Raw genomic sequence first — 24063 nt, forward strand, 5'->3', positions numbered from 1 at the left:
GACGTCAGTGGTCGGTACGCCAGGCGGTCATCGCCAGCTGCGCGTCCGGAAGCGGTAGATCGCGCAGCATCCAGTCCAGGTTGGCGCCGCGCATGCCGGTGCCGGCAAGCAGCGCGTTGCGCGCAGCCGGATCGCAGCCGCGCGCCCCCGGGCGCAGATACGGGCCGAGTGCGTCCATCAGGCTGTGCAGCTCCAACTGGGCCTTGATGTCGCCGACCTCGTGGGCGCGCGCGTCGCTTGCGATAAGGCGTGATTGCGCCTCGTCGTTCTGGCCATTGGCGAATACGACCACCACGCCGATCTGGTCGAGACGGTGGAATTGCTGCCACGAGGCGCCGGGAAGGCGTTCGCGCGCAGCTGCCGACAACCGGGTCGCTTCACTGAAGTGCCCGCGGGCGACGGCAATTTCCGCCAGGCCGATCTCCGCATCGGCGATCAGCCATTCGTAGCCGGTGTCCTGCAGCGCCGCGAGGGTTTGGGTGTACAGCGTGTGCGCGGTGTCCAGGTCCTCGGCGCGTGCCAGCAGGTAGGCCGTCCACAGCGCCGCGGCCCAGCGCTCCGGGGAGGGCGGCATCGCCTGGATGTCGCTGACCCGCTCCTGCAGCGCGGGTGCCGCGTTGCCGGCATCGCCGGCCATCAGGTCGATCATCGCGCCTACGGTCAGCGCGTAGTTGCCCAGATACGCCTGCCGCGTGTCGGCGCACTGCGCGCGGCGCGCGCGGGCGTCCTGCAGGCGGCCCTGGGTCAGCAAGAGCTCGGCGCGCGCGCAGGCCAGGCGCGCCAGCGCATCGGCCGGCAGCGGCGGGTCGCCCTCGCGGGCGAGGCGGTCCACGGTCTGGTCGAGTGCCTGGCTGGCCGCCGGATAGTCGCCGCGGATGCCGTGTACGAAGCCTTCAAACTGGTCCAGCCAGGTCGCCGTGTCGCCGGTGAGCGGACCGGCGCGGATCTGCCGGATGCGCTCGGTGGCGCGCTCGAACCGGCCCAGCAGCAGGTCCTCGTTGAGCAGGTCGACCTGCAGCTCCTGCTGCGCGGAGACATCGCCGACGCTTTCGGCAATCGCCAGCGCGTCCTTCAACCGGCGGCGGTACTCGCCCAGATTGCCGGCGCTGCGTTGCTGGAAGGCGACGCCCCGCAGCAGCTGGATCTCCAGATTGCGGTAGCCGCCGGCGCGTGCGTGCGCCAGCAGGGTATCGAGCTCCTTGGAGCGGCCCGCGGTGGGCAGCATCAGCTCGCCGGACACGCGGGCGTGCAGGGCGTCGATTTCTGCACCGACCGAGGCGAACAGTCGCGCGGCTTCGGCGAAGCCTTCCTGGCCGGCCTCGGGGCCGCGCTGGAACGCGTGGACGCGGGCCTGCAGCAGTGTGGCGGCCGCCAGCTCGCGCTCCCAACCCTTGCCGGCGTCGCGCGCCAGCTGGGCCGCCTGGGTGGCGTGCTCCAGCACCGCATCGCTGTCCAGGCGCACCCCTTCGATCTCCGCCAGGGTGAGGCGCCACTGGATCTGGACGCCCAACGGTTGTCGTTGCCACTGCGTTCCCTCCAGTGCCAACAGCGCGGCGTCCGGGTCGCCGCCGCGCATTTCATGCCACGCCTGCTCCAGCCGGAACGAGATCCGCTGCGGGTAGCGGGCGGCCAGTTCGGCGTACGCCGCGGCCGTCTCGTTGGCGCGTTGCGGGTCCACCGACAGCGCCGCGGCAGCCAGCACGCTGGCGACGTCCGCGGAGACCGGCGTCAGCAGCCGTTCGGCATGGGCCACGTGCTCCATGGCCAATCGCGCCTGGCCCAGACGGTACTGGGCCATGGCCATCTGCAGATGCGCCAGGCCGAACTGCGGTGCCTGCTGCAGCACGGCCGCCAACCCGGCGGCGGCGCTCGCCATGTCGCGGGAACTGTAGGCCTGGTAAGCCGCGGCGTAGCTGCGCATCGCCGGCTCACCCATCTCCAGGCTGGGCCAGGGATCGTCACGCCGCGCCGGCACCAGTTCTTCCAGCACCTGACGCGACAGCGTATCGATGAGCCCGGGCATCTGTGCGGCACTGCCGCGCAACTCCAGCTGGCGGGTCCCGCCGGGAGCGTCGAAGCGCGCGCGGATGAAACGCTCCTCGGGCTGGTCGGCGGATTTTCCCGCGCTCAGCAGCACCACCTGGGGCGAGTTCTGAGTCGCATCCGCGGCCAGATGGGCCTCTGTCAGCAAGGTCACCTCGGGCAGCGCGTTCAATTTCCACTCCAGCCAGGCGTGCAGCACCGTCGCCGGCCAGCGGGCATCGCTGTCTTCGCCGTTGCCCACCTCCATCAGCGCGACGGCCACCGGCTGCCGCGGCGGCAGTTGCGTGGGTTGACCGCCCAGGCGCGCCAGGGCCAGCAGCGCGACCAGCAGCATCAGTCCGGCGGCGCTGGCAATGGCGAGCCAGCCCAGCGGGATGCGGGGCCGGGGCCGCGCAGCGTGCACTCCACCGGTGGCGGCATGGCTGGGCCGCGGCCCGGATGCGAAGCCGGGTGCTTCGGCAGCAAGCGGAGTCGGTGCCGGCCCAACGGGAGCCTCCACGACCGAGGTGGTGGGCGTGCTGGCGGGCACCGGCGGCGCGGGCAGGGTGTCGGTCGCCAGGTTTTCAATGGGTATCGCCTGTACCAGCGCGGGGGGATCGAACACGTAGCCGCCTTTTGCGACCGTTCGTATCCATGGCTTGCGCGTCGGGCCCAGCGCCTTGCGCAGGGTCCATATCGCCTGCGACAGGTTGGCGTCCTCGACCACGACCCCGGACCACACCTGCTCCAGCAGCGCGCTGCGCGAATGCAGCACATGCGGCTGCGACAGCAGGATCAACAGCACGTCAAACACGCGCTGGGGCAGTTCGGCGGTCTGCTCGGGCGTGATGATGTGGCGATAGCGCAGGTCAAGCTGCAGGTCGGCGACCTGGAGCATTCCTGTATCGCTGGGCCAAGGCAGCCTGTCCGCCATGGTCATGGATTGCACCTGTCCCGGGATCTGCTTCCGTTCAATGCCAAGTAGAGCGCTCGCCGCTGCGCACCCGTATCCCCGCCCGGATGTCAGGAGCCAAGTTATACACAGCCGAGTTGGTCAGTTTCTGACGTTATTTGCGACTTGCTGCCCAATTTTTGCGTCCGTTGAGAACAAATTGAGATTTACACGCATGTCCAGCCGGGTCAAATGGCCTACATCTGTCGTGTGCTTTGCCGCATGGGGCGCCAGGACCGAAGGGCGCGACAGGGAGCCGGCGGCGAGCTACGAAGGCATCGCTGACATTGGAAGCCACTTCCGTCTCGACGCCGACCGGTCATGACCGCGATGCAATCCGGACACGACCAGATCCGTGGATTCTCCACAACTGCTTGCGCCACACCAACCGGGGTAACAATCTCATGTCCAGAACCACCGATAAGCGCCTGCGCCAAAGCCTCCTCGCAGCCGCAACCGCCGTCGCCCTTTCTTCCGCTGCATTTGCCGCGCCGGCCGTTGCAGCCGATGCGGGGGTCGCCAACCTGGCCACCCTGCAGGACGGCCAGCCGACCGATCGCTTCATCGTCAAGTACCGCGAGGGCAGCGAACCGCAGGCCAACCTGGCCAAGGTCCAGTCCTCCCTGGACCGCGTGGCCAGGACCGCGCGCACGGGCAACGCGCTGGCACTCCACCAGGTGCGCCGCATCGCCACCGGTGCGGACGTGGTCCGCACCGACCGCAAGCTTGACCGTGTCGAAGCCGCCGCGTTGATGCGCCAGATCGCCGCCGATCCGAACGTCGAGTACGTGGAGGTCGACCAACTGCTGCAGCCGGCCTTCACCCCCAACGACAGCCTCTACGCCAACAACCAGTGGCACTACTACGAAGCCGCCGGCGGCATCCGCGCCGACAAGGCCTGGGACGTCAGCACCGGCTCGGGCATCGTGGTCGCCGTGCTGGACACCGGCATCACCAACCACAGCGATCTGAATGGCAACGTGGTCGCCGGCTACGACATGATCTCCGACGCGGGGATCGCAGGCGACGGCGACGGCCGCGACAGCGATCCCAGCGATCCGGGCGACTACAGCGGCGGCTACAACTCCAGCTGGCACGGCACCCACGTCGCCGGCACCATCGCGGCGGTGACCAACAACAACAAGGGCGTGGCCGGCGTCGCCTACAACGCGAAGATCCAGCCGGTGCGCGTGCTCGGCCGGGGCGGCGGTTACACCTCCGATATCGCCGACGGCATCATCTGGGCCTCCGGTGGCAGCGTCAGCGGCGTGCCGGCCAACAGCAACCCGGCCGAAGTGATCAACATGAGCCTGGGTGGCAGCGGTTCGTGCAGCAGCACCACCCAGAGCGCGATCAACGGCGCGGTGTCGCGCGGCACCACCGTGGTGGTGGCGGCCGGCAACAGCAACGCCAACACCTCCGGATTCAATCCGGCCAACTGCAACAACGTCATCGCGGTGGCGTCCACCACCCGGACCGGCGCGCGCTCCAGCTTCTCCAACTACGGCCCGTTGATCGACGTGGCGGCGCCGGGCAGCGACATCGCCTCCACCATCAACAACGGCACCAACGCACCCTCCACCGAGGGCTACGGGACGATGTCGGGCACCTCGATGGCCGCCCCGCACGTGGCCGGCGTCGTTGCATTGATGCAGTCCGCAGCCGCGGCCAACGGCGGGGTCAAGACCCCGGCGCAGATCGAGGCGGCGCTCAAGTCCACCCTGCGCCCGTTCCCGGTCAGCATCGACAAGGCGATCGGCAACGGCATCGTGGACGCCAAAGCCGCGGTCGACGCGATGGGCGGCGGCGGTGGCAATCCGCCCGATCCGGATCCGGTCGGCGGCACCTTGACCAAGGGCACGCCGGTAACGGGCCTGTCGGCGGCCACCGGGGCGACGGTGAACTACACCTTCCAGGTGCCGGCGGGCGCGACCAACCTGAGCTTCAAGATGTCTGGCGGCAGCGGTGATGCGGATATGTACGTCAAGCGCGGCACGGCCCCGACCGACAGCTCCTACGACTGCCGTCCGTGGCTGAGTGGCAATACCGAGACCTGCACCTTCGCCAGCCCCACCGCCGGCACCTACCATGTCCGGCTCAAGGCCTACCAGGCGTTCAGCGGCGTCAGCCTGGTCGCCAACTACGACACCGGCAGCGGCGGCGGCAACGACAATCCGCAGACCTACAGCAACACCACCACGTACAACATCCCCAACCCGGGCACGATCGAGAGCCCGATCACCGTCAGCGGCCGCAGCGGCAACGGCCTGGCGGCGACCAAGGTCACCCTGGACATCCGCCACACCTACCGCGGCGACCTGCAGATCGACCTGGTGGCACCGGACAACTCCACCTACCGGATCAAGAACTCCAGCGGCAGCGACAGTGCCGACAACGTGATCGGCTACGCCAACGTCAACCTGACCAGCGAAGCCAAGAACGGCACCTGGAAACTGCGCGTGCGTGACATGTGGTCCGGCGACAGCGGTTACATCAAGTCGTGGAGCATCGACTTCTGACCGGCACGTGCTAAATGCTCGAAAGCAAGAAACCCGCCGGAAGGCGGGTTTCTCTTTGCAGCGAACCGGCTGGAACCCACCGGTCGGAACCGCGCCGGAAGGCTTACTTGATCTTGCCTTCCTTGTACATCACATGCTTGCGAACGACGGGATCGTACTTCTTCATCTCCATCTTGTTCGGCGTGTTCTTCTTGTTCTTGTCGGTCGTATAGAAATGACCGGTATTGGCCGAAGAGATCATGCGGATTTTGTCGCGCTTGGAAGCCATGGTTCAGTCCTCCTCAGATCTTTTCGCCGCGTGCGCGGAGATCGGCCAGAACGGAATCGATCCCGTTCTTGTCGATGGTGCGCATCGCGTTGGCGGAAACACGCAGCTTCACCCAGCGGTTCTCACTGGCGACCCAGAAACGGCGCTCGTGAAGGTTGGGCATGAAGCGACGACGGGTCTTGTTCATGGCGTGCGAGACGTTGTTGCCAGTCGTCGTTCGCTTGCCGGTTACTTGGCATACACGGGACATACGCACCTCGAAAGGATGTTGATGCTTCCCTTGGCCAGGGAGGCGGCGGCCCCGCCGGATCCACGGATGTGGTCGGCATGCGATACGGGAAGAAGGCCGCCCGGAGGCGGACGCTGGAACCGGCAGACCGGAATCGCGCTTCCGGATGCTGCCTTGCAAGCCTCACGGGCTGGCCGGACACAGCGAGCCGGGCATTATGCGGCAATCAATGGCTGCCAGCAAGCTGCCGCCACCGGCGATCCCAGCTCTCCACGTCGCGTTGACGCTCTCACTGCCCGGGAACCACACCAACGGGCGATTTTTCTACCTGCCGCCGGAACCTTGGCAAAGGCGCCTGCCGGGTGTCCCGCTCACCAAGCGAATATCGTGGAGCGACTGAGGGGGACACCCGGCAGGCGCCCTCGCGTAAGTCCCCCGCCACAGCCGAACCCCTCGCTGGTCGGGCCTCCACCGCCATCTTTGGGCACTCGCCCATCGGCCAAACCCGCCATCGCCGGCGCGACCCTCTCAGCCCTTCGCGTCGGCCGCTCCCTTCGACTCCGCGATGAATGCCCGCACCTGGCTCTCCAGCACCGGCAGCGGCACCGAACCCAGCGCCAGCACCATGTCGTGGAAGGCCTTGATGTCGAACCTCCCGCCCAACTCCCGCTCCGCCTCACCGCGCAGACGCACGATCGCCAACTCGCCCAGCTTGTAGCTCAGCGCCTGGCCCGGCCAGGAGATGTACCGATCCACCTCGGTGGTGACCTCGTGCTCGCTCAAGGCCGTGCGATCCCGCAGATAGCCCAACGCCTGGCCGCGCGTCCATCCCTGCGCATGCAGCCCGGTATCGATCACCAGCCGCGCGGCCCGCCACATCTCGTAGGTCAACCGGCCGAAGTGCTCGTAAGGCGTCTCGTAGATGCCCATCTCCTCGCCGAGCTTTTCCACGTACAGGCCCCAGCCCTCACCGAAGGCCGAGATGTAGGTCTTGCGGCGGAAGTCGGGCAGCGCGTCCTGCTCGGCCGCCAGCGCGCCCTGCATCGCGTGGCCGGGAGCGGCCTCGTGCAGGGTCAGCGCCGGCAGGTTGTACAGCGCGCGCGAGGGCAGGTCGTAGGTGTTGACCCAATAGGTGCCATTGCCGCCGCGGCCGCTGGTCCAGTAGGGGGCGATGTCGTCGGGCACCGGAACGATGGTGAAGCGCCCGCGCGGCAGCGTGCCGATGAAGTTGCCGAGCTGCGCGTCGATGCGCTTGGCGATCCAGGCTGCCCGCCACAGAAGCTCCTCCGGGGTTTTGGCGTAGAACTGCTCGTCGGTGCGCAGGAACTGCAGGAACTCGGCAAAGCTGCCCTTGAAGCCGACCTGCTGGATGATCGCGTCCATCTCGCCCTGGATGCGTTCCACCTCGTCCAGGCCGATCCGGTGGATCTGCGCGGGTGTCAGGTCCAGGGTCGTGTATTCACGGATCTGCTGGCGATAGAACGCCTCGCCGCCGGGCATCTCCGACGCGCCCAGGGTGGTGCGCGCCCCGGGCAAGTACTCGTCGTGGAAGAACGTCAACAGGGCCTTGTAGGCGGGGATCACCTGCTGGCTGATGGCTTCCCGGGCCGCTGCGCGGAGCTTGGCCTGCTCCTCGGCCGGGATGGAAGCGGGCAGTTTGCGCAGCGGGTCGTAGAACGTCGACTTCTCCGGGTCGGTGAGATCGGCGACCGCGGCGATCGATACATCGCGCCCGTCCAGTACCGCCCGCGGCACGGTGAAGCCGCGCTCCAGACCGGCGCGCATGTTGGTGATCTGCTGGTCGAAGTGGCGCGGGACATCGGCCAGGCGCTGGATGTAGCGGCGGTAGTCGGCGGCCGTGTGCATCGGCCGGCGGGTCATGAAGCCCAGGTTGGACCAGAACGAGGAATCCGAGTTGAACGGCATCTCGTAGCTGCGGAAGCGGACCTGCGCGGCGAGGTTCTCCACCTGCGGCCGGTAGATCGCCAGGTTGATCCGGTTCTCCGCCGACAGCGCGGCCGGGTCGATCGTGTCCAGTTCGCCGAGCACGTCATCCCAGTAAGCCAAGCGAGCGGCCTGGCTCGCTGCGTCAATGGACGGCAGGCGGCCGGGCGCCGACCCGCTGTCGCCATCCTCGTCGGAGCCACCGCCGGTCTGCTCCTGGCGCCAGGTCCACTCGCGCTCATGGATCGCCTGGAAGCGTTTGTCGGCGGCCGACGTCGCGGCAGCGGTACTGGCAGCCGCGGTGTGGGCAGCCGGGGTATCGGCAGCGGCTATATCGGCAGCGGCGGTATCGGCCGTGGCCGCGACGGCTGGTGCGCCGGCCAGGGCAAGATGCGCGGCGAGCAGCGCGGGCAGCAGCGCGGGCAGCAGGGTCAGGGAGAGTGGCTTCACGGCATCCACGGCAGAAAGATCGAACCCGATCTTCGCACCGTGGCGCCGGCGATCCCACCGGCCGAAAGTACCGGCCGCGCGCATCAGCGACTCAGGCGACGGCGGTTCCGGTCACGACTGCGGCGGGCGCAGCTTCTCCAGCACGCCGTCCAGCGAGTCCAGATCGCTGTAGTGGATCACCAGCTTGCCCTTGCCGCCGCGCCCGTGGAGGACGTTGACGCGGGTGTTCAGCGACTCTGACAGCTCGCGCTCCAGGCTGACGATGTCGGCCTGCGGGCGGGCTTTCACCGGTCGCGCGCGTTTGCCGACCGGAACCCGGCCCAGCGCGAACTGCTGCGCGCGGTGTTCGACCTCGCGCACCGACCAGCCGTGCTCGGCGGCATCGCTCGCCAGCTTGCTGGCCAGGTCGGGCGCCAGGGTCAGCAGCGCGCGCGCATGGCCCATCTCCAGCCGGCGCGCCTCCACCAGCGCACGGATCGCCGGGGGCAGTTCCAGCAGGCGCAACAGATTGGACACCGCCGCCCGGGACCGCCCGACGGCGCCGGCCGCCTGCGCATGGGTGAGGTCGAACTCGTCGATCAGGCGTTGCAGCGCGGAGGCCTCTTCCAGCGGGTTGAGGTCTTCGCGCTGGATGTTCTCGATCAGCGCCATCGCGATGACGGTGCGGTCGTCGACGGATCGCACGACCACGGGGATCTCGATCAGACCCGCGCGCTGGGAGGCACGCCAGCGGCGCTCGCCGGCGATGATTTCCCAGGTCTTGCCGCCGTGCTCGCGCGATTCGCGCACCACGATCGGCTGGATCACTCCCTGCGCGCGGATCGACTCGGCCAGTTCCTCGAGCTTCTCGTCATCCCAGTGCTTGCGCGGCTGGTACTTGCCCGGGGCGAGCGAATCCACCGGCAGGTGGCGCAGGGTGTCGCTGCTGGTGGCTTCCAGCTCGGGGACGTCCGCCTTGGGACCCAGCAGCGCTTCCAGGCCGCGGCCCAGCCCGCGCTTCTTGGCCGCCGCCCTTGTGGCCGGCGGGCTGGCGGTGTCACCCTTTGCAGCACTCATGTGGTCGTCTCCGGATTGGGGGGCTTGGCGGCGGTCTGCGCGCGGCTGGCGGCCTGGTCGCGTTCGCGCTGGCGGCGCAGGACCTCGCCCGCCAGGCCCAGGTAGGCGATCCCGCCGCGGCTGTTGCGGTCGTAGCCGACGATACTCTGGCCGTGGCTGGGCGCCTCGGCCAGGCGAACGTTGCGCGGGACGATGGTACGGAAGACGCGGTCGCCGAAGTGCTCGATCAGCTCGGCCGACACCGCATTGGCCAGATTGTTGCGCACATCGAACATGGTCCGCAGCACGCCCTCGATCTCCAGGCGCGGATTGAGGTTCGCGCGGATCGCCTCGATCGTGTCCATCAGCGCGCTGATGCCTTCCAGCGCGTAGTACTCGCACTGCATCGGCACGATCACCGAGTCGGCCGCGGTCAGCGCATTCAAGGTCAGCAGCGACAGCGCCGGCGGACAGTCGATGAGGATGAAGTCGTAGTTGGCCGCGATCGGCGCCAGCACCAGCTTGAGTTGCTGCTCGCGCGCCTCGGCCGACATCAAACGCAGCTCGGCGGCGGTCAGGTCGATGTTGCCGGGCACCAGGTCGTAGTCCTCCTGGGTGCGCACGATCACATCGGCAACGTCGTCCTCGCCCAGCAGGACCTCGCAGATCGAACTGTCCAGCTCGCGCTTGTTGACGCCGCTGCCGGTGGTCGCGTTGCCCTGCGGATCCAGATCGACCAGCAGGATTTTTTTCGGCGTGCGGGCGAGCGCGGCGGCCAGGTTGACGGCCGTCGTGGTCTTGCCAACCCCGCCTTTCTGGTTGGCGACGGCGATGATGCGGGCGATGCGGCTCGTCCCCTGGGTCACTGTTGCGGATTTCCCGGTTGCGAAGGTTGCGGCGAAGGTGGCGGCCATGCGTGCTGCGATGGGTGCTGCGAAAAGACCGCGCGAGGCGCCGCCCGACAGACGATTATGCCCGCCATGGCCGGCGCCTGCCGAACCGCGCGGCTGTGACCGGCGTCGCGATTGTGGCGCTGGACGCGAGCGTTGGCAGCGTTGTCAGGATTGGACCGTGCCGACCTCCGCGCGTTACGGCGCAGTGCTTTGCGCAGGCCCGGCGCGCTGGATAACCAGCAGGTGCCGCTCCGCATCCAGCCCGGGCACCCGCAGCGCGTGGGCGTGCGCGAGCGTCCACTGATGCGGCAGCTCGGCGATTTCGGCGTCCGGGTAGACCCCCTTCATCGCCAGCAGCTGGCCGCCGGGTTTGAGCAGGTGTCCGCCCAGTTGGAGGATCAGCGGCAGCGTCGCCAGTGCGCGCGCGGTGATCACATCAAACGCGCCGGGACGGTCGAACGCCTCGATCCGCGACTCCACCACCTCCACGTCGGCCAGGGCCAGCTTGCGCACCACTTCGCGCAGGAACCGGACCTTCTTGCCGTTGCTCTCCACCAGTGTCACCCGCAGGCCGGGCTTGGCGATGGCCAGTGGAATGCCGGGAAGTCCGGCGCCCGTGCCCAGGTCGGCGAGCGTGCCGCCGGCGCGGGCGATCGCATCCACGTGCGGATGCATCGCCAGCGAATCGAGCAGGTGCTTGTCGACCATGTCCAGCGGCTCGCGCACCGCGGTCAGGTTGTAGGCGCGGTTCCAGCGCAGCAGCAGCTGCAGATACTCCAGCAGCGGCGCGGCGATGGCGCGGTCCAGGCCAAGGCTGGCCAGGCCGGCGTCGAGTCGTTCGCGGGCAGCGGTGGGAATGGGGATCGTCATGGGCGGGGATTATGGCGGCTGCGGTGCGGCCGGGCACTCGGGTGAGCGGATCGCGGTACGCGCGCGCTCACTCCGGACGCCAGGCCATTACGCCGACATAGCCCGGCTGCGGCAGCAGTTCGCGCACCGACCACTGCGCCGGATCGCCCAGCGCGGCGTCACAGTGCGTCAGGCGGATACCCGCGTCGCTGGTCTCGAACTCGAATTTGTCCAGGCCGAACGCCAGCCCGCGGCCGTGCGCCTTGAGCACGGCTTCCTTGGCGCACCACAGTCGCAGGAAGGCCGGTTCCCGTTGTGCGGGCGGCAGGTCGGCAATCGCATCGGCTTCGGACGCGGTGAAGAAGCGCCGCGCCAGCTCCATCGCCCGCGGTCGTGGCCGGACCCATTCCAGATCAATGCCGAGGCGCACGTCGCGGCCCAGCGCGACCAGCAGACCTGCGCCGCTGTGGCTCCAGTTGCCGTCCCAGCGGGCGAACCGGCCTCCCAGTCGCGGCCGGCCATGGTCGTCGCGCGGCAGCGACAGCTCCTCGGGCGGACAGCCCAGCCGCTCGCCCAGCCAGCGGCGGGCAAGCGGTTCGGCGACCTCGCCGCGCGGCAACGGCAGCCAGGTCCAGCAGGGCGGATGGGGCTCGGGCACAGGCATGGCGATGTTGTTGGCAATGGCGTTGCTCAGCGTAAGCTAAGCATTGGGGAGCGGCAGTGCCGCAGTATTGGACTTATGTCAGCCGTCTTTGATAACACTGCCAGGAACGTCGCTGCCGGCGATCCATCGCCGCTTGCCCTTGGCGCGCCGGGAAGAGCGATCGTCTTCGATGCGCACGGTGCCGTGCCGCTGTCCCGGTTCCTTTGCGAGGTGCGCGGTGTCGCGGCCGGTTTGCCGACCGCCGCCTACGTGCTCAACCTGTGCGAGGACCGGTACCGCTTCCTGGTCGCGTTCTGTGCCGCTGCCATGCGGGGCCAGACGACACTGCTGCCGGCCTCGCGGGCCGAGGCCACCGTGGCCCAGGTGCGTGGCCAGTATCCGGACAGCTACTGCATCGTCGAGATGGACGCCGCCAAAGATCCCGGCGCCGGTTTCCACGAACTCCCGCAGGTACTGCCCCGGCGCGACGGGGAGATACCGCTGATCGCCGCCGAGGCGCTGGTCGCCATCGGCTTCACCTCCGGCAGCACCGGCCAGCCCACCGCCACGCCCAAGCGCTGGCGGGCGTTCACGGCCGGCACCGGACAGAACCTCGCCGCGCTGACCGGACTTCTGGGGAGCGCAGCCGCGGACTTCACCACGCCGGTAGTGGCGACGGTGCCGTCCCAGCACATGTACGGCATGGAGATGTCCGTCCTGCTGCCGCTGCTGGGACCGGTGGCGGTGCACGGCAGCCGGCCCTTTTTTCCTGCCGACATCGCCATGGCCTGCAGCGATGCGGGCGCGCCGCCGCTGCTGGTGACCAGCCCGGTGCACCTGCGCGCGCTGCTGCAATCCGGCGTCGCGATGCCGCCGCTCGCCGGCATCGTCTGCTCCACCGCGCCGCTGCCGCCCGAACTGGCCGACGCGGCCGAGCGCCGCTACCACTGCCACGTGCGCGAGCTGTTCGGCTCGACCGAAAGCTGCGTCATCGCCCGTCGCCGCACGGCGGTGGAATCGGCGTGGACGCCGTTGCCTGGCGTCTGCCTCGCCCCGCAACCCGACGGCACCCGGGTGACGGCCCCCCATCTGGAGCACCCGGTGGTGCTGGCCGACGTCGTCGAACTTCAGCCTGACGGCCGGTTCGTCCTGCGCGGTCGCCACGCCGACCTGCTGGAGATTGCCGGCAAGCGCGCTTCGCTGGGCGACCTGACCCGGATCCTGCTGGATGTGCCTGGCGTGGATGACGGCGTCATCGTGCAGTTGGAGGGCGACCAGTCCGGTGTCCAGCGCATTGCCGCGGTCGTGGTGGCGCCCGGCATGGATGAGGCGACATTGGTGCAGGGATTGCGCGGTCGCTGCGACCCGGTCTTCCTGCCGCGCCGGGTGCGGTTTGTCGCCCAATTGCCGCGCAATGCCACCGGAAAGATTCCCCGCCAGAGCCTGGTGGATATTCTCTCGGGGTGAGGAAACCCCTACGTCGTCGTCACACCCGCCTGTACAGACTGCAAGCGCCCCCACTCAGGGGAGCACGTTTACAAACCTCTGATGGATCCAAGGAGAAACACGTATGGGCATTATTATCTGGTTGATTATGGGCGGCATCATTGGTTGGATTGCCAGCCTGATCATGAAGACCGACGGGCAGCAGGGCATCATCCTCAACGTCGTGGTCGGCATCATCGGTGCGTTTATCGGCGGCTGGCTGGCCGGTATGCTCGGCATCGCCGGTGGCAGCATCAATGATGCGGGCATCAGTATTCCGAGCATCCTGGTCTCGCTGGTCGGCGCGATCGTGTTGCTGGCGATCGTCAACCTGTTCCGCCGCGGTCGTCCGCGCTGAGCCCTGGTTGAAACAAGTTTGGCGCATTGATGCGCCGAGATCGGAATGGCCCGGCACTGCCGGGCCATTTTTTTGCGTGCAACCGCCGGGGTGGATCAGTACGCGATCGGCGGTTGCAGTTGCACCCAGGCCGGCGTGTGGTCACTCGGCCTGTCCCACGTCCTTGGTTCGCGATCGATTCCGGCGGCGACGCATCGCGTCCTGAGCGCATCGGAGATCAGGGTGAGATCGATGCGCAGCCCCATGTCACGGCGGAACGCCGCCTGGCGGTAATCCCACCAGCTGAAGATGCCGCCGTCGTCGTGATGCAGGCGGAATGCATCGTGCAGGCCCAGGTCGAGCAGACCCTGCAGTGCCGCGCGCTCGGCGGTGGAGGTCAGGATGTGCCGGTCGTTCCACACCTGGGGGTCGTGGACGTCGCGATCGTCCGGAGCGATGTTGAAATCGCCCATCACCACCAGGTCCGGATGCATCTGCAGCTCGGCGGCGATCCATGCATGCACCGCCTCCAGCCAGCGCAGCTTGTAGGCGTATTTGTCGGTGCCCAAGTCCTGGCCGTTGACCACGTACAGGTTGATGATGCGCACGCCGTCGACCGTCGCGGCGATCACGCGCTGCTGCTCGTCGACGAATCCGGGAATGCCGATCTGGACGTCGGTGGCCGGTGATCGGGAAACGATGGCGACGCCGTTGTAGGTTCTCTGGCCACTGAAGACGCTGCGATAACCCAGTTCGGCGAGCGCCGTATCGGGGAAGCGCTCGTCCTCGAGCTTGGTTTCCTGCAGGCCGACCACGGCGGGCGCGAATGACTCCAGCCACTGTTGCAGGTGCGGGAGGCGGACATTCAGCGAATTGACGTTCCAGCTGGCGATTTTCATCCGGCCAGTCTAGCCGGGAGCCGGCGCCGACTCATCCATGGCCTGGCGTTTCCGCTCAGTCCGAGCCCGAATCCACCGGATCGGCAACGTCGAGCATCTCCTCCATCCGCGCCAGCGTGTCATCGTCCTTGATCACCCGTTTCAGCCACACGTGCAGTGGCATCTCGCCCCAGCGCGCGGCCTTGTCGGCCAGGTACGCGACCGGACTGTGCGGCTCGGTACGGCGGAAGAACTCGGCGACCCGGCGCAACTGCGCGATCGCCTCCTTGCGCGAGGCCACGGTCTCGTTGCCCAGCGCCGCCGTCCGCGGTGCGGGAGTCCCGGGCGCCGGCACGGTGGTGTCGGTCTGGTCCGGCTGCGATTCATCGCCTCCCACCAGCACCCCGGCCTCGCGGGCGAAACGCTGCGTGGTGGCCTGCAGATGCTCGAGCTGGTCGCGCAGGGCGGTGAAGCTGGGGCCGTCATGGCCCAGGCACTCGTCGATCGCGCGCTCCAGTTCGGCCAGCGCGGTCAGGCAGTCCGGCGCGAGTTCGGCGAGGCGGACGTAGAACTCATGCGGCGTGTTGCGACGCGCGGATTCCAGGGTCTCCGGCGACGGCCGGTCGTCGTCATCGCTGCGCGGCAGGCGCGCGAATTCAAAGTCCGCCAGGCTGAAACGGCCCTGCGGTGCGTGGGTCAGCGGCAGGTCGCGCAGCCATTGGCCGGAGTGGGCGATCAGCCAGCCCAGGTTGCCGATGCGTTGCTCCAGGTCATCGTCCTCGACCTGCGGGTGGACGTCATCCCAGTAGCGGTCGCACAGTCCGGCGACCAGCCGGTAGCCGCGGGCAAGGCCGGCGAACCCGTGGTTGCGGGTCTGCGCCTCCGACCACCAGACCGCCAGGCGGAGGTCCTTGCTGCGCTCGCGCAACAACCTGGCGCACATGCGCTCCACCGCCGCCCAGTCGGCGACCTTCAGATCGGTGATCCACTCGCCCTGCTCCAGCGAGGGATCATCCGCCCGGCGGGCTTCCTGGATGGCGTCGTATTCCAGCGAGAACGAGAGGTCCTCGCCGACGAGATCCGCGCCGGGGATGGGCGCGAGCAGCTCTTCCTGGTCAAACATGTGCAATCCATTGCGTGGCCGTGACGCGGTGATGGTACCCCGATCGCGTCCGTGCGCGTCGCGCCCGCACGGCGGCGGCGCGCGGGTTACTCAGCGTACGGCGGACGGGGCTCTCAGCGTGTCCTCGAACAGCTCCAGGATCCGCCGGTACTCGTCGTACCAGCTGTCGGCGTGGACGAAGCCGTGGCGCTCCAGCGGGTAGGACGCCAGCTCCCACTTGTCCTTGCGCAGCTCGATCAGGCGTTGGGCGAGCATCACCGAGTCCTTGTAGAAGACGTTGTTGTCCATCATCCCGTGCGCGATCAACAGGTGGTCCTGGAGGCCGTCGGCAAACTCGATCGGGGACGACGCGAGATACGCCTCCGGATCGAGCTCCGGCGTGTTGAGGATGTTGGAGGTGTACTCGTGGTTGTACTGCGACCAGTCGGTGACCGGGCGCAGCGCGGCGCCGGCCTTGAACACGCCGGGCTTCTTGAACAGCGCCATGAAGGTCATGAAGCCGCCGTAGCTGCCGCCGTAGATGCCGGCGCGGTCGACATCGGCCTGCTTGTTGGCGCCCAGCCAGGCCAGGCCGTCCAGGTAATCCTGCAGCTCCGGGGTGCCCATGCGGCGGTAGATGGCGGTGCGCCAGTTGCGGCCGTAGCCCTCCGAGCCGCGGTAGTCCAGATCCAAGACGACGTAGCCGCGCTGCACCAGCAGGTTGTGGAACATCTGCTCGCGGAAGTAGACCGGGTAGCGGTCATGCACGTTCTGCAGGTAGCCGGCGCCATGGACGAACATGACCACCGGATACCTGCGGCCGGGCTCCATCGTGGCCGGGCCGTAATACTTGCCCCAGATCGGGCCGGCGCCGTCGCTGGACGGGATCTGCACCATCTCGGGCTGGATCCATTGGCGCGCCTTGAACTCCGGCGTGCGGGTGTCGGTCAGCGCAGTCGCCTCGCCGCCGCCGGCATCCACCACGGCAAGCTGCGGCGGCAGGTAGCTGGCCGAGTAGCGCACCAGCACTTTCCCGCCGTCCGGTGAGAGGGCGAAGTTTTCCACGCCGTCCAGGGCGGTGATCTCGCGCACGTTCCCGCTGCGGTCAACCGCGCAGACCTCGTAGTCGCCCGGGCGCTGGCGGTTGCAGGTGAAATAGAACGTGGTGCCGTCCGCGCCCAGCACCGGCGAGGACACTTCCCATCTACCGGAGGTCAGCGCGCGCGGCGCGGCGTTGCCGTCGGCCAGATACAGGTGCGAATAGCCGCTCTGCTCCGACAACAGCCAGAGTGCGCCGTCGGGGGTCCAGCCGAAATCGTTGAAGCCCCAGTTGATCCACGCATCGTCATGCAGGTGGTGGCGCACGCTCAGCGCGGCCGACTCGACCCGGCCGCGGGTCGGGGTGACCGTGGCGATCCAGCGGTCCTTGTTGTCCACCGCGCGCAGCAGCACCGCGGCGGTGCTGCCGTCATCGCGCCAGTGGATGGCCGGCCGCCGGCCGCCCTCCGACTCCACCCGCACATCGCGGTTGCCGTCCAGCGGCTTCAGCTTGGCCTTGGCGCGCAGGTCCGCCAGTGGATCCTTGCCGATGCCGGGCAGCCCTTTCAACGAGAGCTCCGAACGGGTCCCGCCGGCGACATCCACCAGCCACAGCCGCTGTCCCTGCGGCGCCTTGCGGCCGACACGGGTGCGGGCTTCCTCGAACTCCTCGTAACCGGATTCGGTCACGTACTTGGGCATCTTGCCGGCCTGGCCGTTCTCGGCGTTCTTGGGCTCGGTGACCACCAGCAGCCAGCGCGCGTCGGGCGACAGCGCGGTATCGACGATGCGCAGGTCATCGCCCATATAGGTGGCGATGGGCGCGCGGGTCGGATCGGCGGCCTGCCAGGCGAGGTTCTGCTCGCGCGCGGCCTCGCGCTTGGCGCGGTCGTCGGCGAGGGTCTGGATCAGGCGCAACTGGCGATCGCGCAGGTCGTCGTCCTTGGGCTCGGCGGCGGGATCCTTCTCGGCCTTGAGTACTGCAGCCTGGCTGGTGCCCTGGCCGGCGCGCCACTGGTACCAGTCATTGCCGGCGCGAAACACGAGGTTGCCGTCATGGCTCCACTGCGGGCGTGATTCGGCCTCCTCGCTGCGGGTGACCTGGGTCAGCGCACCGCTGCGCAGGTCGCGCACGAAGATGTCGCCGTTGCGGACAAAGGCGGCGCGCGTGCGGCGGGCGTCGAACACCGGATCGGCGGCATCGAGCTGGGCGCGGCTGCTTTCGTCCACCAAGGTCGGGGTGCCACCGCTGATGGCGACTTGCCAGGTGTCGCGGATCAGTTCGCCGTCGCGCTTGAGGTTGTACTGCACGCTGCGTCCGTCCCACGCCCACCACGCCTGCTCGACCGGTGGACCGATCCAGTCGGGATCGGCCATCGCCTGCTCCAGGGTGATTGGCGTGGCGTTGCCGGCGACCGGTTGGGCGGTGGCGGCGGTGGCGGCGGAGGTCAGGAAGCCGAGCGCAAGCGCCAGGGCAATAGAGGTAAGTCGCATGGGCGGGACCGACAGGAAGTGTGGGGAAAAGCCGACCCAGCGTAGCTGCGGTGCAGGCCGCTCGCACGGGTCTTCGGTCATGCCTGCAGCGCGTCGAAGCAGGCTCGCGCGCGCCTGTGTCTACGTTGCGGGGCGGGTTGTCGGTATGCTTGAACCATCGCCCGCCGTGGTGCGTTTTCAGCCCCCGCCCATGCACGCCTACGTCTACAAGAGCCTCCGCAAGGAAGGCGCCTACGTATTTCTCGCCACCCGCGACGACTTCGAGTGCCTGTCCGAATCCGTGCACAAGGCGCTGCAGCCGTTTGCCCTGGTGCTGGAAGTGACGCTGGACGGCGCGCGCCAATTGGCCCGTGGAAATGCGGATGAGGTGCGAAACGATCTGGCGACGCGCGGCTTCCATGTGCAGATGCCGCCGCCGGTCAGCCAGGATCCGCTGACCTCGGACTGGGGCACCGATGCCTGAGCCCCGGTCTTTGCGTGCGTGGATCTTGCTGACGGCGGTCGGGCTTGTCCTGATCGGTGTCGCCGGCTTGGGTGGTTGGCTGGCTGCCCTGTGCGGCCTCCTCGCGCAACCGGTGCTGGCCCTGGCTGCGCGCCGGCAGCGCAGTCCGGCCCCGCTGCTCCCCGCTCACATACGGGTTGAGCTGTGGCCGCTGCTGGCACTCTGGGCGCTCGCGGTTGGCGGGGTCGGGTTGCTGACAGCCTGGCCGCTGTCATCACTGCTGGCCAGCGGCTCCCTGCCGGCGGCGCTGGCCCTGAGTGCGGTGTCCGGTGGCGCGCTGATCGTGCTGTGGCGGTTCTGGCCGGTCTGGCAGGGCCTGGAACGTGACGGCGGCGCACTGGGGGATCACCAGCGCGCGCTGGAGGGCCTGGAGCCGGGGGCGTGGCGCGGTCTCGGGATCGCGCTGGGCGTCGGCGCAGTCGCGGGCTTGATCGTGGCATTGGCCTGGCCAGGCTGGCTTGCCAGTGGCCAGCGCTGGATCGTCGCGGTCGTGCTGGCGGTGGCGTCGGCGGCGTTGCACGGCTGGCTGCAGCGGGTGGCGCCCGCCAAGGCACTGCAATACCTGGACGACAGCGACGAGCCGTCGCTAAGCCACGAAGCCTCCGCACAAGTGAGCGGTGAGGACAATCGACCGGCAGACGTCGTGGGCGGGCTGGAGCAGGCTGTCGCGAACGTAACGCTCGAGCCGACGCCGGTGCGCGGCGGATCAGAGCCCGCAGAAGTCGCCCTCGCCAACGTGGCACCGGTGAGCGTCCCTGATCCGCAACTGGTGCCGCAGATGTACGAGGCGGCGCGCAGCGGCCGGGTCGAGCACGCGCTTGAACTGATTGCCCAGGGCGCCGATCCGCACGCACTGCCGCCCGCGGAGGACCGTGACCAGCGCAGTTTGGCGGTGCTGGCGGCCGTGTTGCCGGACCTGCGACTGCTGCGGACGCTGATCGCCGCCGGTGTCGCGCTGAACCACATGCACGCCGGCCTGACGCCGCTGCTGGCGGCGACCCGTGACAGCTGGCACGGCCGACCCGATGCGGTCACCACGCTGCTGGCGAACGGGGCCGACCCGCGGGCCCGCGACGCGGAGGGCAACACGCCGTTGCACTTCGCCGCGCGTAGCTCCGACCCGGGCGTGGCGGCGCTCCTGCGGGATGCGGCGGCCGAGCTGGATGCGCTCAATGACGACGGCTTCTCGCCGCTGGGCGTCGCCTGCATTGCCGGCAACTGGCGGCTGGCGCGTTTCCTGCTCGAGCGCGGTGCCAATCCGGATCCCGACGGCGGCCAGCCCGCGCTGCTCGCCGCCGCCGGAGGCGAGGAAGACGATCCCGCCGGGGTGGAGCTGTTGCTCAAGCTCAAGGCGCGGGTGCATGCGGTGAACGCGGATGGCCGCACCGCCCTGCACGAGGGCGCGCGCGCCGGCCATGCCAGCATCGTCGCGGCGCTGATCAAGGCCGGCGCGGATCCTGCGGCAACCGATAGCCACGGCAGCAATGCCCTGCACGAAGCCGCGCGCGGTGGCCACGCCGCGGTACTGGAACAATTGCTCGACGCGGCCGATCCCGCTGCCGCAATGGCCGCGGACAGGCAGGGCTGCAGCGTGCTGATGATCGCCTGCATGGCCCCGCAGACCGCGCCGGAGCTGGTGCAGCGCTTGCTGGACCTGGGGATCGACCCGGCCGCGCGGGATCAGGACGGGCGCCGTGCGATCGATCGCGCGGCGGAGACCGGCCGCTGGTCGCTGGTGGCCGTGTTTGATCCTGCCTACGCAGTGCCGTCGCAAGTGGCGGGCGCCGATGACGCGACCCCTGCCGACCGCGCGCCCATCACCCTGCTGCGCGAAGGCCTGGACGAGGGACGCGAACACGCCCTGGATACGGTTGCCGCGCTGCTCGGCCCGCGCCAGCTGGGCGCACTGTTCCACGATGGCGATGGCGCGTTGCCGCCGCGCCAGATCGAATGGTTGCTGGCGCGCGGAGCGGATCCGGAAGTCCGGGACGGCACCGGTACGACGCCGATGTTCAACCTGCTCGGCAGTGGACCGTCCGCGCAGGCTTCCCTGACCGTGATGCTGCAGCGCGGAGTGTCGCCTGCCGGTGCCGGCGGGCTCGCCCGGTTCCTTGCCGCCTGCATGACCCGCGGTCAGCCGGAGGTTTCGCTGGAGCACCTGGCGTTGGAACTGCTGGACCGCGGCGCGGATCCGTTTGCTCCGTCTCCCGGCGGCGACCCCGCGCTGGCGCTGTCGGTCCGCCTGGGCTGGTCGCAGCTGTTCACCCGTCTGGTGCATTCGGGCGTGGGCCTGGACGATCGCGACAGCCGGGGCATGAGTGCGCTCCATCTTGCCGCCGCACTCGGCCGTGAGGCGATGCTCAAAGAACTGGTCGCGCACGGCGCCGCGCCCGGCCTGCTTGCCGCCGACGGGCAAACGCCGCTGGGAGTCGCGCTGGCCTCCGGCCGTCGTGACCTGGCCGATTGGCTGGACTGGCGCGGATGGCCCTTGCCGCGACGCCCGTTGCTGGCGGCCGATCTGCCGTCCGCGGCGATGGTCGGCGACGCCGACGCGGTCCGTCGCCTGCTTGACCTCGGCCTGCCGGTGGACGCCGTCGACAGTCAGGGCTGCAGTGCGTTGCTGCGAGCGGCCGGCAGCGGCCATCGCGCCGTGGTCGACCTGCTGCTCACGCGCGGTGCCAGCGTGGGACTCGCTGCCGGCTCAGGCGCCACGCCCTTGTCGGCCGCCGCGAGCATGCGCCACCTGGACATCGTCGATCGGCTGATCGAGGCCGGCGCCGACGTCGAGCAACGCCTGCCGGGCGGGCTGACCGTTTTGATGATCGCCTGCGCACTGGGCTTCCCCGAACTGGCAGCGCGCTTGCTGTCGGCCGGTGCGGACGCGGATGCTGTCGATGAGTCCGGACGGACCGGCCTGCACTGCGCGGCAATGTTCGGCTTCGGTACGCGCGATCGGACCCGGCTGGTCACCCTGCTGGACACGCTGATGCTGGCAAGCGACGAGAACGCGCTGGAAGCGAAGTCCGACAGCCCGTCACCGCTGCTGTTGTTGCTGGGCGCGGCTGCAGAGCAAGGCGCGCAGGCTGATGAGCAGGTGCTTATCGCAGGACTGGAGCACCTGATGGACAACGGCGCCAGTCTGGAGTCCCAGGACGCGCGCGGATTCGGCCCGCTGCACCTGGCGGCGCTGCACGGACTGCTGGGCGTGGTGAAGTGGCTGCTGCGCGCCGGCGCGGATCCGGACCAGCGCGACTCCCTGAATCGCAGCCCCCGCGAGATCGCGGTGATGCGCGGGTTCGTGGATATCGCCGCGCAGTTCACCAGCGCCCATCCGGTGGCTGATGTATCAATGGCCCGGTTCCTGCGCGAGAAGCAATAAGTCGGGTACCCGCGTAATCGCGCGTGCTGCCGTGGGCTCAGCGGGTGTCGGGCGGTCGCCGGGACCCGGCGATGCCTCCGAGCACGCCCCCGCCCAGGTCCGCATCAAACAATTGCTCCAGCTCCTGGCGCGCCAGGGTCGACGCCTCCAGCACCGCGTCGGGATCATCGTGGACCCGGTACTGCGCCTCCAGCAGCCGCTCGTCGTGGGCCAGAAAGCGCACCGCGTGGTCATGCGCCACGTCCGGCGGCACTCCGAGGGCGACCAGTACCTCCTCGCCCAGCTTGAGGCTGGAATGCAGCATTTCGCGCAGGCTGAACGCCCCCAGATCGCGCAGCTGCCAGGCGTGGCGACGGTCGCGGGCCCGCGCATACACCTTCGCCTGCGGGTACAGGCGGCGGATCACCCGCACCGTCTGCAGGCTGCCTTCCGGATCGTCGATGGCGATGACGAACACCTTGACGTGAGCCGCACCGGCCGAGCGCAGCAACTCCGGCTTGGCCGGGTCGCCGTAGAACAGCGGATTGCCGAACCTGCGCATGAAGTCGACCTGGTCGGCACTGTGCTCGATGGCGATGAAGGGCACTTTCTGCGCGACCAGCATGCGCGCCACGATCTGGCCAAAGCGGCCGAACCCGGCGATCAACACCTGTGGGTGGCCGTCGGGGGGCGGCGTCTCCTTGGGCGGCTCCGGCCGCGCCACCGGCCGGCCGCGCAGGATCCGCGCAACGGCGATCATCAGCACTGGCGTCAGCGCCATAGACACGCCCACCGCGGCCACCAGGCGATCGCGCATGACCGCCTCCAGCAGGCCCGCCTTGACCGCCTCGGCGAATACGACGAACGCAAACTCTCCACCGACCGCGAGCACGCTCGCCAACTGCAGCGCGTCGTGCCGCGACAGCTTGCCCGGCTTGATGCCGACCATCACCAGGATCGCGAACTTGACCACCATCAGGGCCAGTACCAACAGCTCGATCAACACCGGCTCCGCGACGACCAGCTTGAGGTCGACGCTCATGCCCACCGCCATGAAGAACAGCCCGAGCAGCAGACCCTTGAAGGGTTCGATCTGCGCTTCCAGCTCGTGACGGAACTCCGAGTCGGCCAGCAACACGCCGGCCAGGAACGCGCCCAGGCCGGCCGACAGACCCGCGCTCTGCATCAGCAGCGCTGATCCAAGCACGACCAACAAGGCCGCGCCGGTAAACACCTCGGGCATCAGCGAGCGCGCGACGAAACGGAACAGGTGGCGCAGCAGGAACCGCCCGCCCAGCACCAGTGCCGCCATCGCGAACGCGGCCTTGGCGATCGCGTCCCAGCCCAGTCCGCCTTCGGCGACCAGGTTGGCTTTCCCCAGCAGCGGAATCGCCGCCAGCAGCGGGATCGCGGTGAGATCCTGGAACAGCAGGATCGCGAACGCCAGCCGCCCGTGCTCGCTGCCCAGCGCCTTGCGCTCCGACAACAGCTGCAAGCCGACCGCCGTGGAGGAGAGTGCCAGCCCCAGGCCGACCACCAGCGCCGTTTTCCAGCCAAACCCGGCGAAGGTGGCCAGCACGCCCATCACCACGCCGGTGATCAGCATCTGCGCCCCGCCGACCCCGAACACCGGACGGCGCATCACCTTCAGCCGTGACGGCGAGAGCTCCAGCCCGATCACGAACAGCATCATCACCACGCCGATCTCGGACGCCGCCAGAACCGGCTCCGCATCGCGGATGACCCGCAGACCGAACGGCCCCAGCACAACGCCCGCAGCGAGGTACCCCAGCACCGCTCCCAGCCCGAACCGGCGGAACACCGGCACCGCGATCACCGCTGCCAGCAGGAACACCACCGCAAGTTCAAGACCGCCGCCGCTCATCGCGTACCTCTTCAGGGGAGCGGTTGATTATGCGGCAGGGGTGGGAGGAGTGTTCGAGTGGAGCCGGGCGCGAGCGAGTGCGCAGGACTTCTCTGGACGACGAATCACATACCTATCGTCGTCGTAGCGATTAGATTCCGGAACCTCTGGCATGCACTTGGGAGATAACCGTATCGAACT

General features: G+C 68.8%; 16 protein-coding genes and 2 pseudogenes. 6 read left to right on the top strand and 12 right to left on the bottom strand.

Annotated features, from left to right (window positions below):
* Positions 1-4: 4 nt before the first annotated feature.
* On the bottom strand, positions 5-2920 hold the full coding sequence (locus INQ40_RS01230; RefSeq protein WP_194341138.1) for a winged helix-turn-helix domain-containing protein: 2916 nt from the start codon (positions 2918-2920) through the stop codon (positions 5-7).
* 458 nt (positions 2921-3378) lie between these two features.
* On the opposite strand from INQ40_RS01230, the pseudogene INQ40_RS01235 reads away from it, so the two are divergent.
* Together INQ40_RS01235 and INQ40_RS12985 are read left to right on the top strand one after the other, a co-directional pair.
* A pseudogene (locus INQ40_RS01235) lies at positions 3379-5118 on the top strand (S8 family peptidase); the annotation flags it as partial.
* A 192-nt stretch (positions 5119-5310) separates the two neighbouring features.
* A pseudogene (locus tag INQ40_RS12985) lies at positions 5311-5493 on the top strand (proprotein convertase P-domain-containing protein); the annotation flags it as partial.
* 103 nt (positions 5494-5596) lie between these two features.
* Here INQ40_RS12985 and rpmG read toward each other — a convergent pair.
* The 7 genes from rpmG to INQ40_RS01270 form a co-directional block, all read right to left on the bottom strand.
* Positions 5597-5761, bottom strand: coding sequence for a 50S ribosomal protein L33 (gene rpmG / locus INQ40_RS01240; protein ID WP_193985536.1), 165 nt, complete (start codon positions 5759-5761; stop codon positions 5597-5599).
* Positions 5762-5774: 13 nt separating this feature from the next.
* Positions 5775-6011, bottom strand: a complete 237-nt coding sequence (gene rpmB, locus INQ40_RS01245; RefSeq protein WP_036191474.1) for a 50S ribosomal protein L28 — start codon at positions 6009-6011, stop codon at positions 5775-5777.
* A gap of 507 nt (positions 6012-6518) precedes the next feature.
* Positions 6519-8267, bottom strand: a complete 1749-nt coding sequence (locus INQ40_RS01250) for a DUF885 family protein (RefSeq protein ID WP_228482160.1) — start codon at positions 8265-8267, stop codon at positions 6519-6521.
* A gap of 228 nt (positions 8268-8495) precedes the next feature.
* Positions 8496-9440 (bottom strand): ParB/RepB/Spo0J family partition protein, encoded by a 945-nt coding sequence (locus INQ40_RS01255; protein ID WP_194341144.1) that lies wholly within the window; start codon positions 9438-9440, stop codon positions 8496-8498.
* Complete coding sequence (locus INQ40_RS01260; protein ID WP_194037514.1) at positions 9437-10264, bottom strand: ParA family protein; 828 nt, start codon at positions 10262-10264, stop codon at positions 9437-9439. The genes INQ40_RS01255 and INQ40_RS01260 overlap by 4 nt, the downstream gene beginning before the upstream one ends.
* 243 nt (positions 10265-10507) lie before the next feature.
* The gene (rsmG, locus tag INQ40_RS01265) at positions 10508-11182 is read right to left on the bottom strand and encodes a 16S rRNA (guanine(527)-N(7))-methyltransferase RsmG (RefSeq protein ID WP_194341146.1); all 675 of its coding nucleotides are present in this window, start codon (positions 11180-11182) and stop codon (positions 10508-10510) included.
* Positions 11183-11249: 67 nt separating this feature from the next.
* On the bottom strand, positions 11250-11825 hold the full coding sequence (locus INQ40_RS01270) for a 4'-phosphopantetheinyl transferase superfamily protein (protein ID WP_194341148.1): 576 nt from the start codon (positions 11823-11825) through the stop codon (positions 11250-11252).
* Between the two features lie 75 nt (positions 11826-11900).
* Here INQ40_RS01270 and INQ40_RS01275 point away from each other — a divergent pair, with 75 nt between their 5' ends.
* Positions 11901-13271 carry an AMP-binding protein gene (locus tag INQ40_RS01275; RefSeq protein WP_194341150.1) on the top strand — a complete coding sequence of 457 codons (1371 nt, stop codon included), beginning with the start codon at positions 11901-11903 and terminating at the stop codon, positions 13269-13271.
* Positions 13272-13374: 103 nt separating this feature from the next.
* Positions 13375-13647 carry a GlsB/YeaQ/YmgE family stress response membrane protein gene (locus tag INQ40_RS01280; RefSeq protein WP_193985547.1) on the top strand — a complete coding sequence of 91 codons (273 nt, stop codon included), beginning with the start codon at positions 13375-13377 and terminating at the stop codon, positions 13645-13647.
* Between the two features lie 95 nt (positions 13648-13742).
* Here the strand turns inward: INQ40_RS01280 and xth are convergent, their stop codons facing one another.
* The 3 genes from xth to INQ40_RS01295 form a co-directional block, all read right to left on the bottom strand.
* On the bottom strand, positions 13743-14525 hold the full coding sequence (xth, locus tag INQ40_RS01285) for an exodeoxyribonuclease III (protein WP_194341152.1): 783 nt from the start codon (positions 14523-14525) through the stop codon (positions 13743-13745).
* 55 nt (positions 14526-14580) lie between these two features.
* Complete coding sequence (gene tssA, locus INQ40_RS01290) at positions 14581-15627, bottom strand: type VI secretion system protein TssA (protein ID WP_194341160.1); 1047 nt, start codon at positions 15625-15627, stop codon at positions 14581-14583.
* A 90-nt stretch (positions 15628-15717) separates the two neighbouring features.
* Positions 15718-18138, bottom strand: coding sequence for a S9 family peptidase (locus INQ40_RS01295; RefSeq protein ID WP_194341162.1), 2421 nt, complete (start codon positions 18136-18138; stop codon positions 15718-15720).
* Positions 18139-18328: 190 nt separating this feature from the next.
* Between INQ40_RS01295 and INQ40_RS01300 the strand changes: the two genes are divergently transcribed.
* Positions 18329-18601 (top strand): YcgL domain-containing protein, encoded by a 273-nt coding sequence (locus INQ40_RS01300; protein ID WP_194341164.1) that lies wholly within the window; start codon positions 18329-18331, stop codon positions 18599-18601.
* Positions 18594-22019, top strand: a complete 3426-nt coding sequence (locus tag INQ40_RS01305) for an ankyrin repeat domain-containing protein (RefSeq protein ID WP_194341165.1) — start codon at positions 18594-18596, stop codon at positions 22017-22019. Before INQ40_RS01300 ends, INQ40_RS01305 begins: the two co-directional genes overlap by 8 nt.
* 37 nt (positions 22020-22056) lie before the next feature.
* Here the strand turns inward: INQ40_RS01305 and INQ40_RS01310 are convergent, their stop codons facing one another.
* A complete protein-coding gene (locus tag INQ40_RS01310) occupies positions 22057-23883 on the bottom strand; it encodes a monovalent cation:proton antiporter-2 (CPA2) family protein (protein WP_194341167.1) in 1827 nt (608 codons plus the stop codon).
* Between the last annotated feature and the right edge of the window lie 180 nt (positions 23884-24063).

This window comes from Lysobacter sp. H21R4 (assembly GCF_015277535.1).
GTDB lineage: Bacteria > Pseudomonadota > Gammaproteobacteria > Xanthomonadales > Xanthomonadaceae > Novilysobacter > Novilysobacter ciconiae.

Excerpts from the sequence above, each read along its gene's own strand:
- INQ40_RS01305 (WP_194341165.1), top strand. The coding sequence starts at position 18,594 with ATGCCTGAGCCCCGGTCTTTGCGTGCGTGGATCTTGCTGACGGCGGTC.
- INQ40_RS01280 (WP_193985547.1), top strand. The coding sequence starts at position 13,375 with ATGGGCATTATTATCTGGTTGATTATGGGCGGCATCATTGGTTGGATT.
- rpmB (WP_036191474.1), bottom strand. The coding sequence starts at position 6,011 with ATGTCCCGTGTATGCCAAGTAACCGGCAAGCGAACGACGACTGGCAAC.
- INQ40_RS01230 (WP_194341138.1), bottom strand. The coding sequence starts at position 2,920 with ATGCTCCAGGTCGCCGACCTGCAGCTTGACCTGCGCTATCGCCACATC.
- INQ40_RS01270 (WP_194341148.1), bottom strand. The coding sequence starts at position 11,825 with ATGCCTGTGCCCGAGCCCCATCCGCCCTGCTGGACCTGGCTGCCGTTG.
- INQ40_RS01300 (WP_194341164.1), top strand. The coding sequence starts at position 18,329 with ATGCACGCCTACGTCTACAAGAGCCTCCGCAAGGAAGGCGCCTACGTA.
- INQ40_RS01295 (WP_194341162.1), bottom strand. The coding sequence starts at position 18,138 with ATGCGACTTACCTCTATTGCCCTGGCGCTTGCGCTCGGCTTCCTGACC.
- INQ40_RS01255 (WP_194341144.1), bottom strand. The coding sequence starts at position 9,440 with ATGAGTGCTGCAAAGGGTGACACCGCCAGCCCGCCGGCCACAAGGGCG.
- rsmG (WP_194341146.1), bottom strand. The coding sequence starts at position 11,182 with ATGACGATCCCCATTCCCACCGCTGCCCGCGAACGACTCGACGCCGGC.
- tssA (WP_194341160.1), bottom strand. The coding sequence starts at position 15,627 with ATGTTTGACCAGGAAGAGCTGCTCGCGCCCATCCCCGGCGCGGATCTC.
- rpmG (WP_193985536.1), bottom strand. The coding sequence starts at position 5,761 with ATGGCTTCCAAGCGCGACAAAATCCGCATGATCTCTTCGGCCAATACC.
- xth (WP_194341152.1), bottom strand. The coding sequence starts at position 14,525 with ATGAAAATCGCCAGCTGGAACGTCAATTCGCTGAATGTCCGCCTCCCG.
- INQ40_RS01275 (WP_194341150.1), top strand. The coding sequence starts at position 11,901 with ATGTCAGCCGTCTTTGATAACACTGCCAGGAACGTCGCTGCCGGCGAT.
- INQ40_RS01310 (WP_194341167.1), bottom strand. The coding sequence starts at position 23,883 with ATGAGCGGCGGCGGTCTTGAACTTGCGGTGGTGTTCCTGCTGGCAGCG.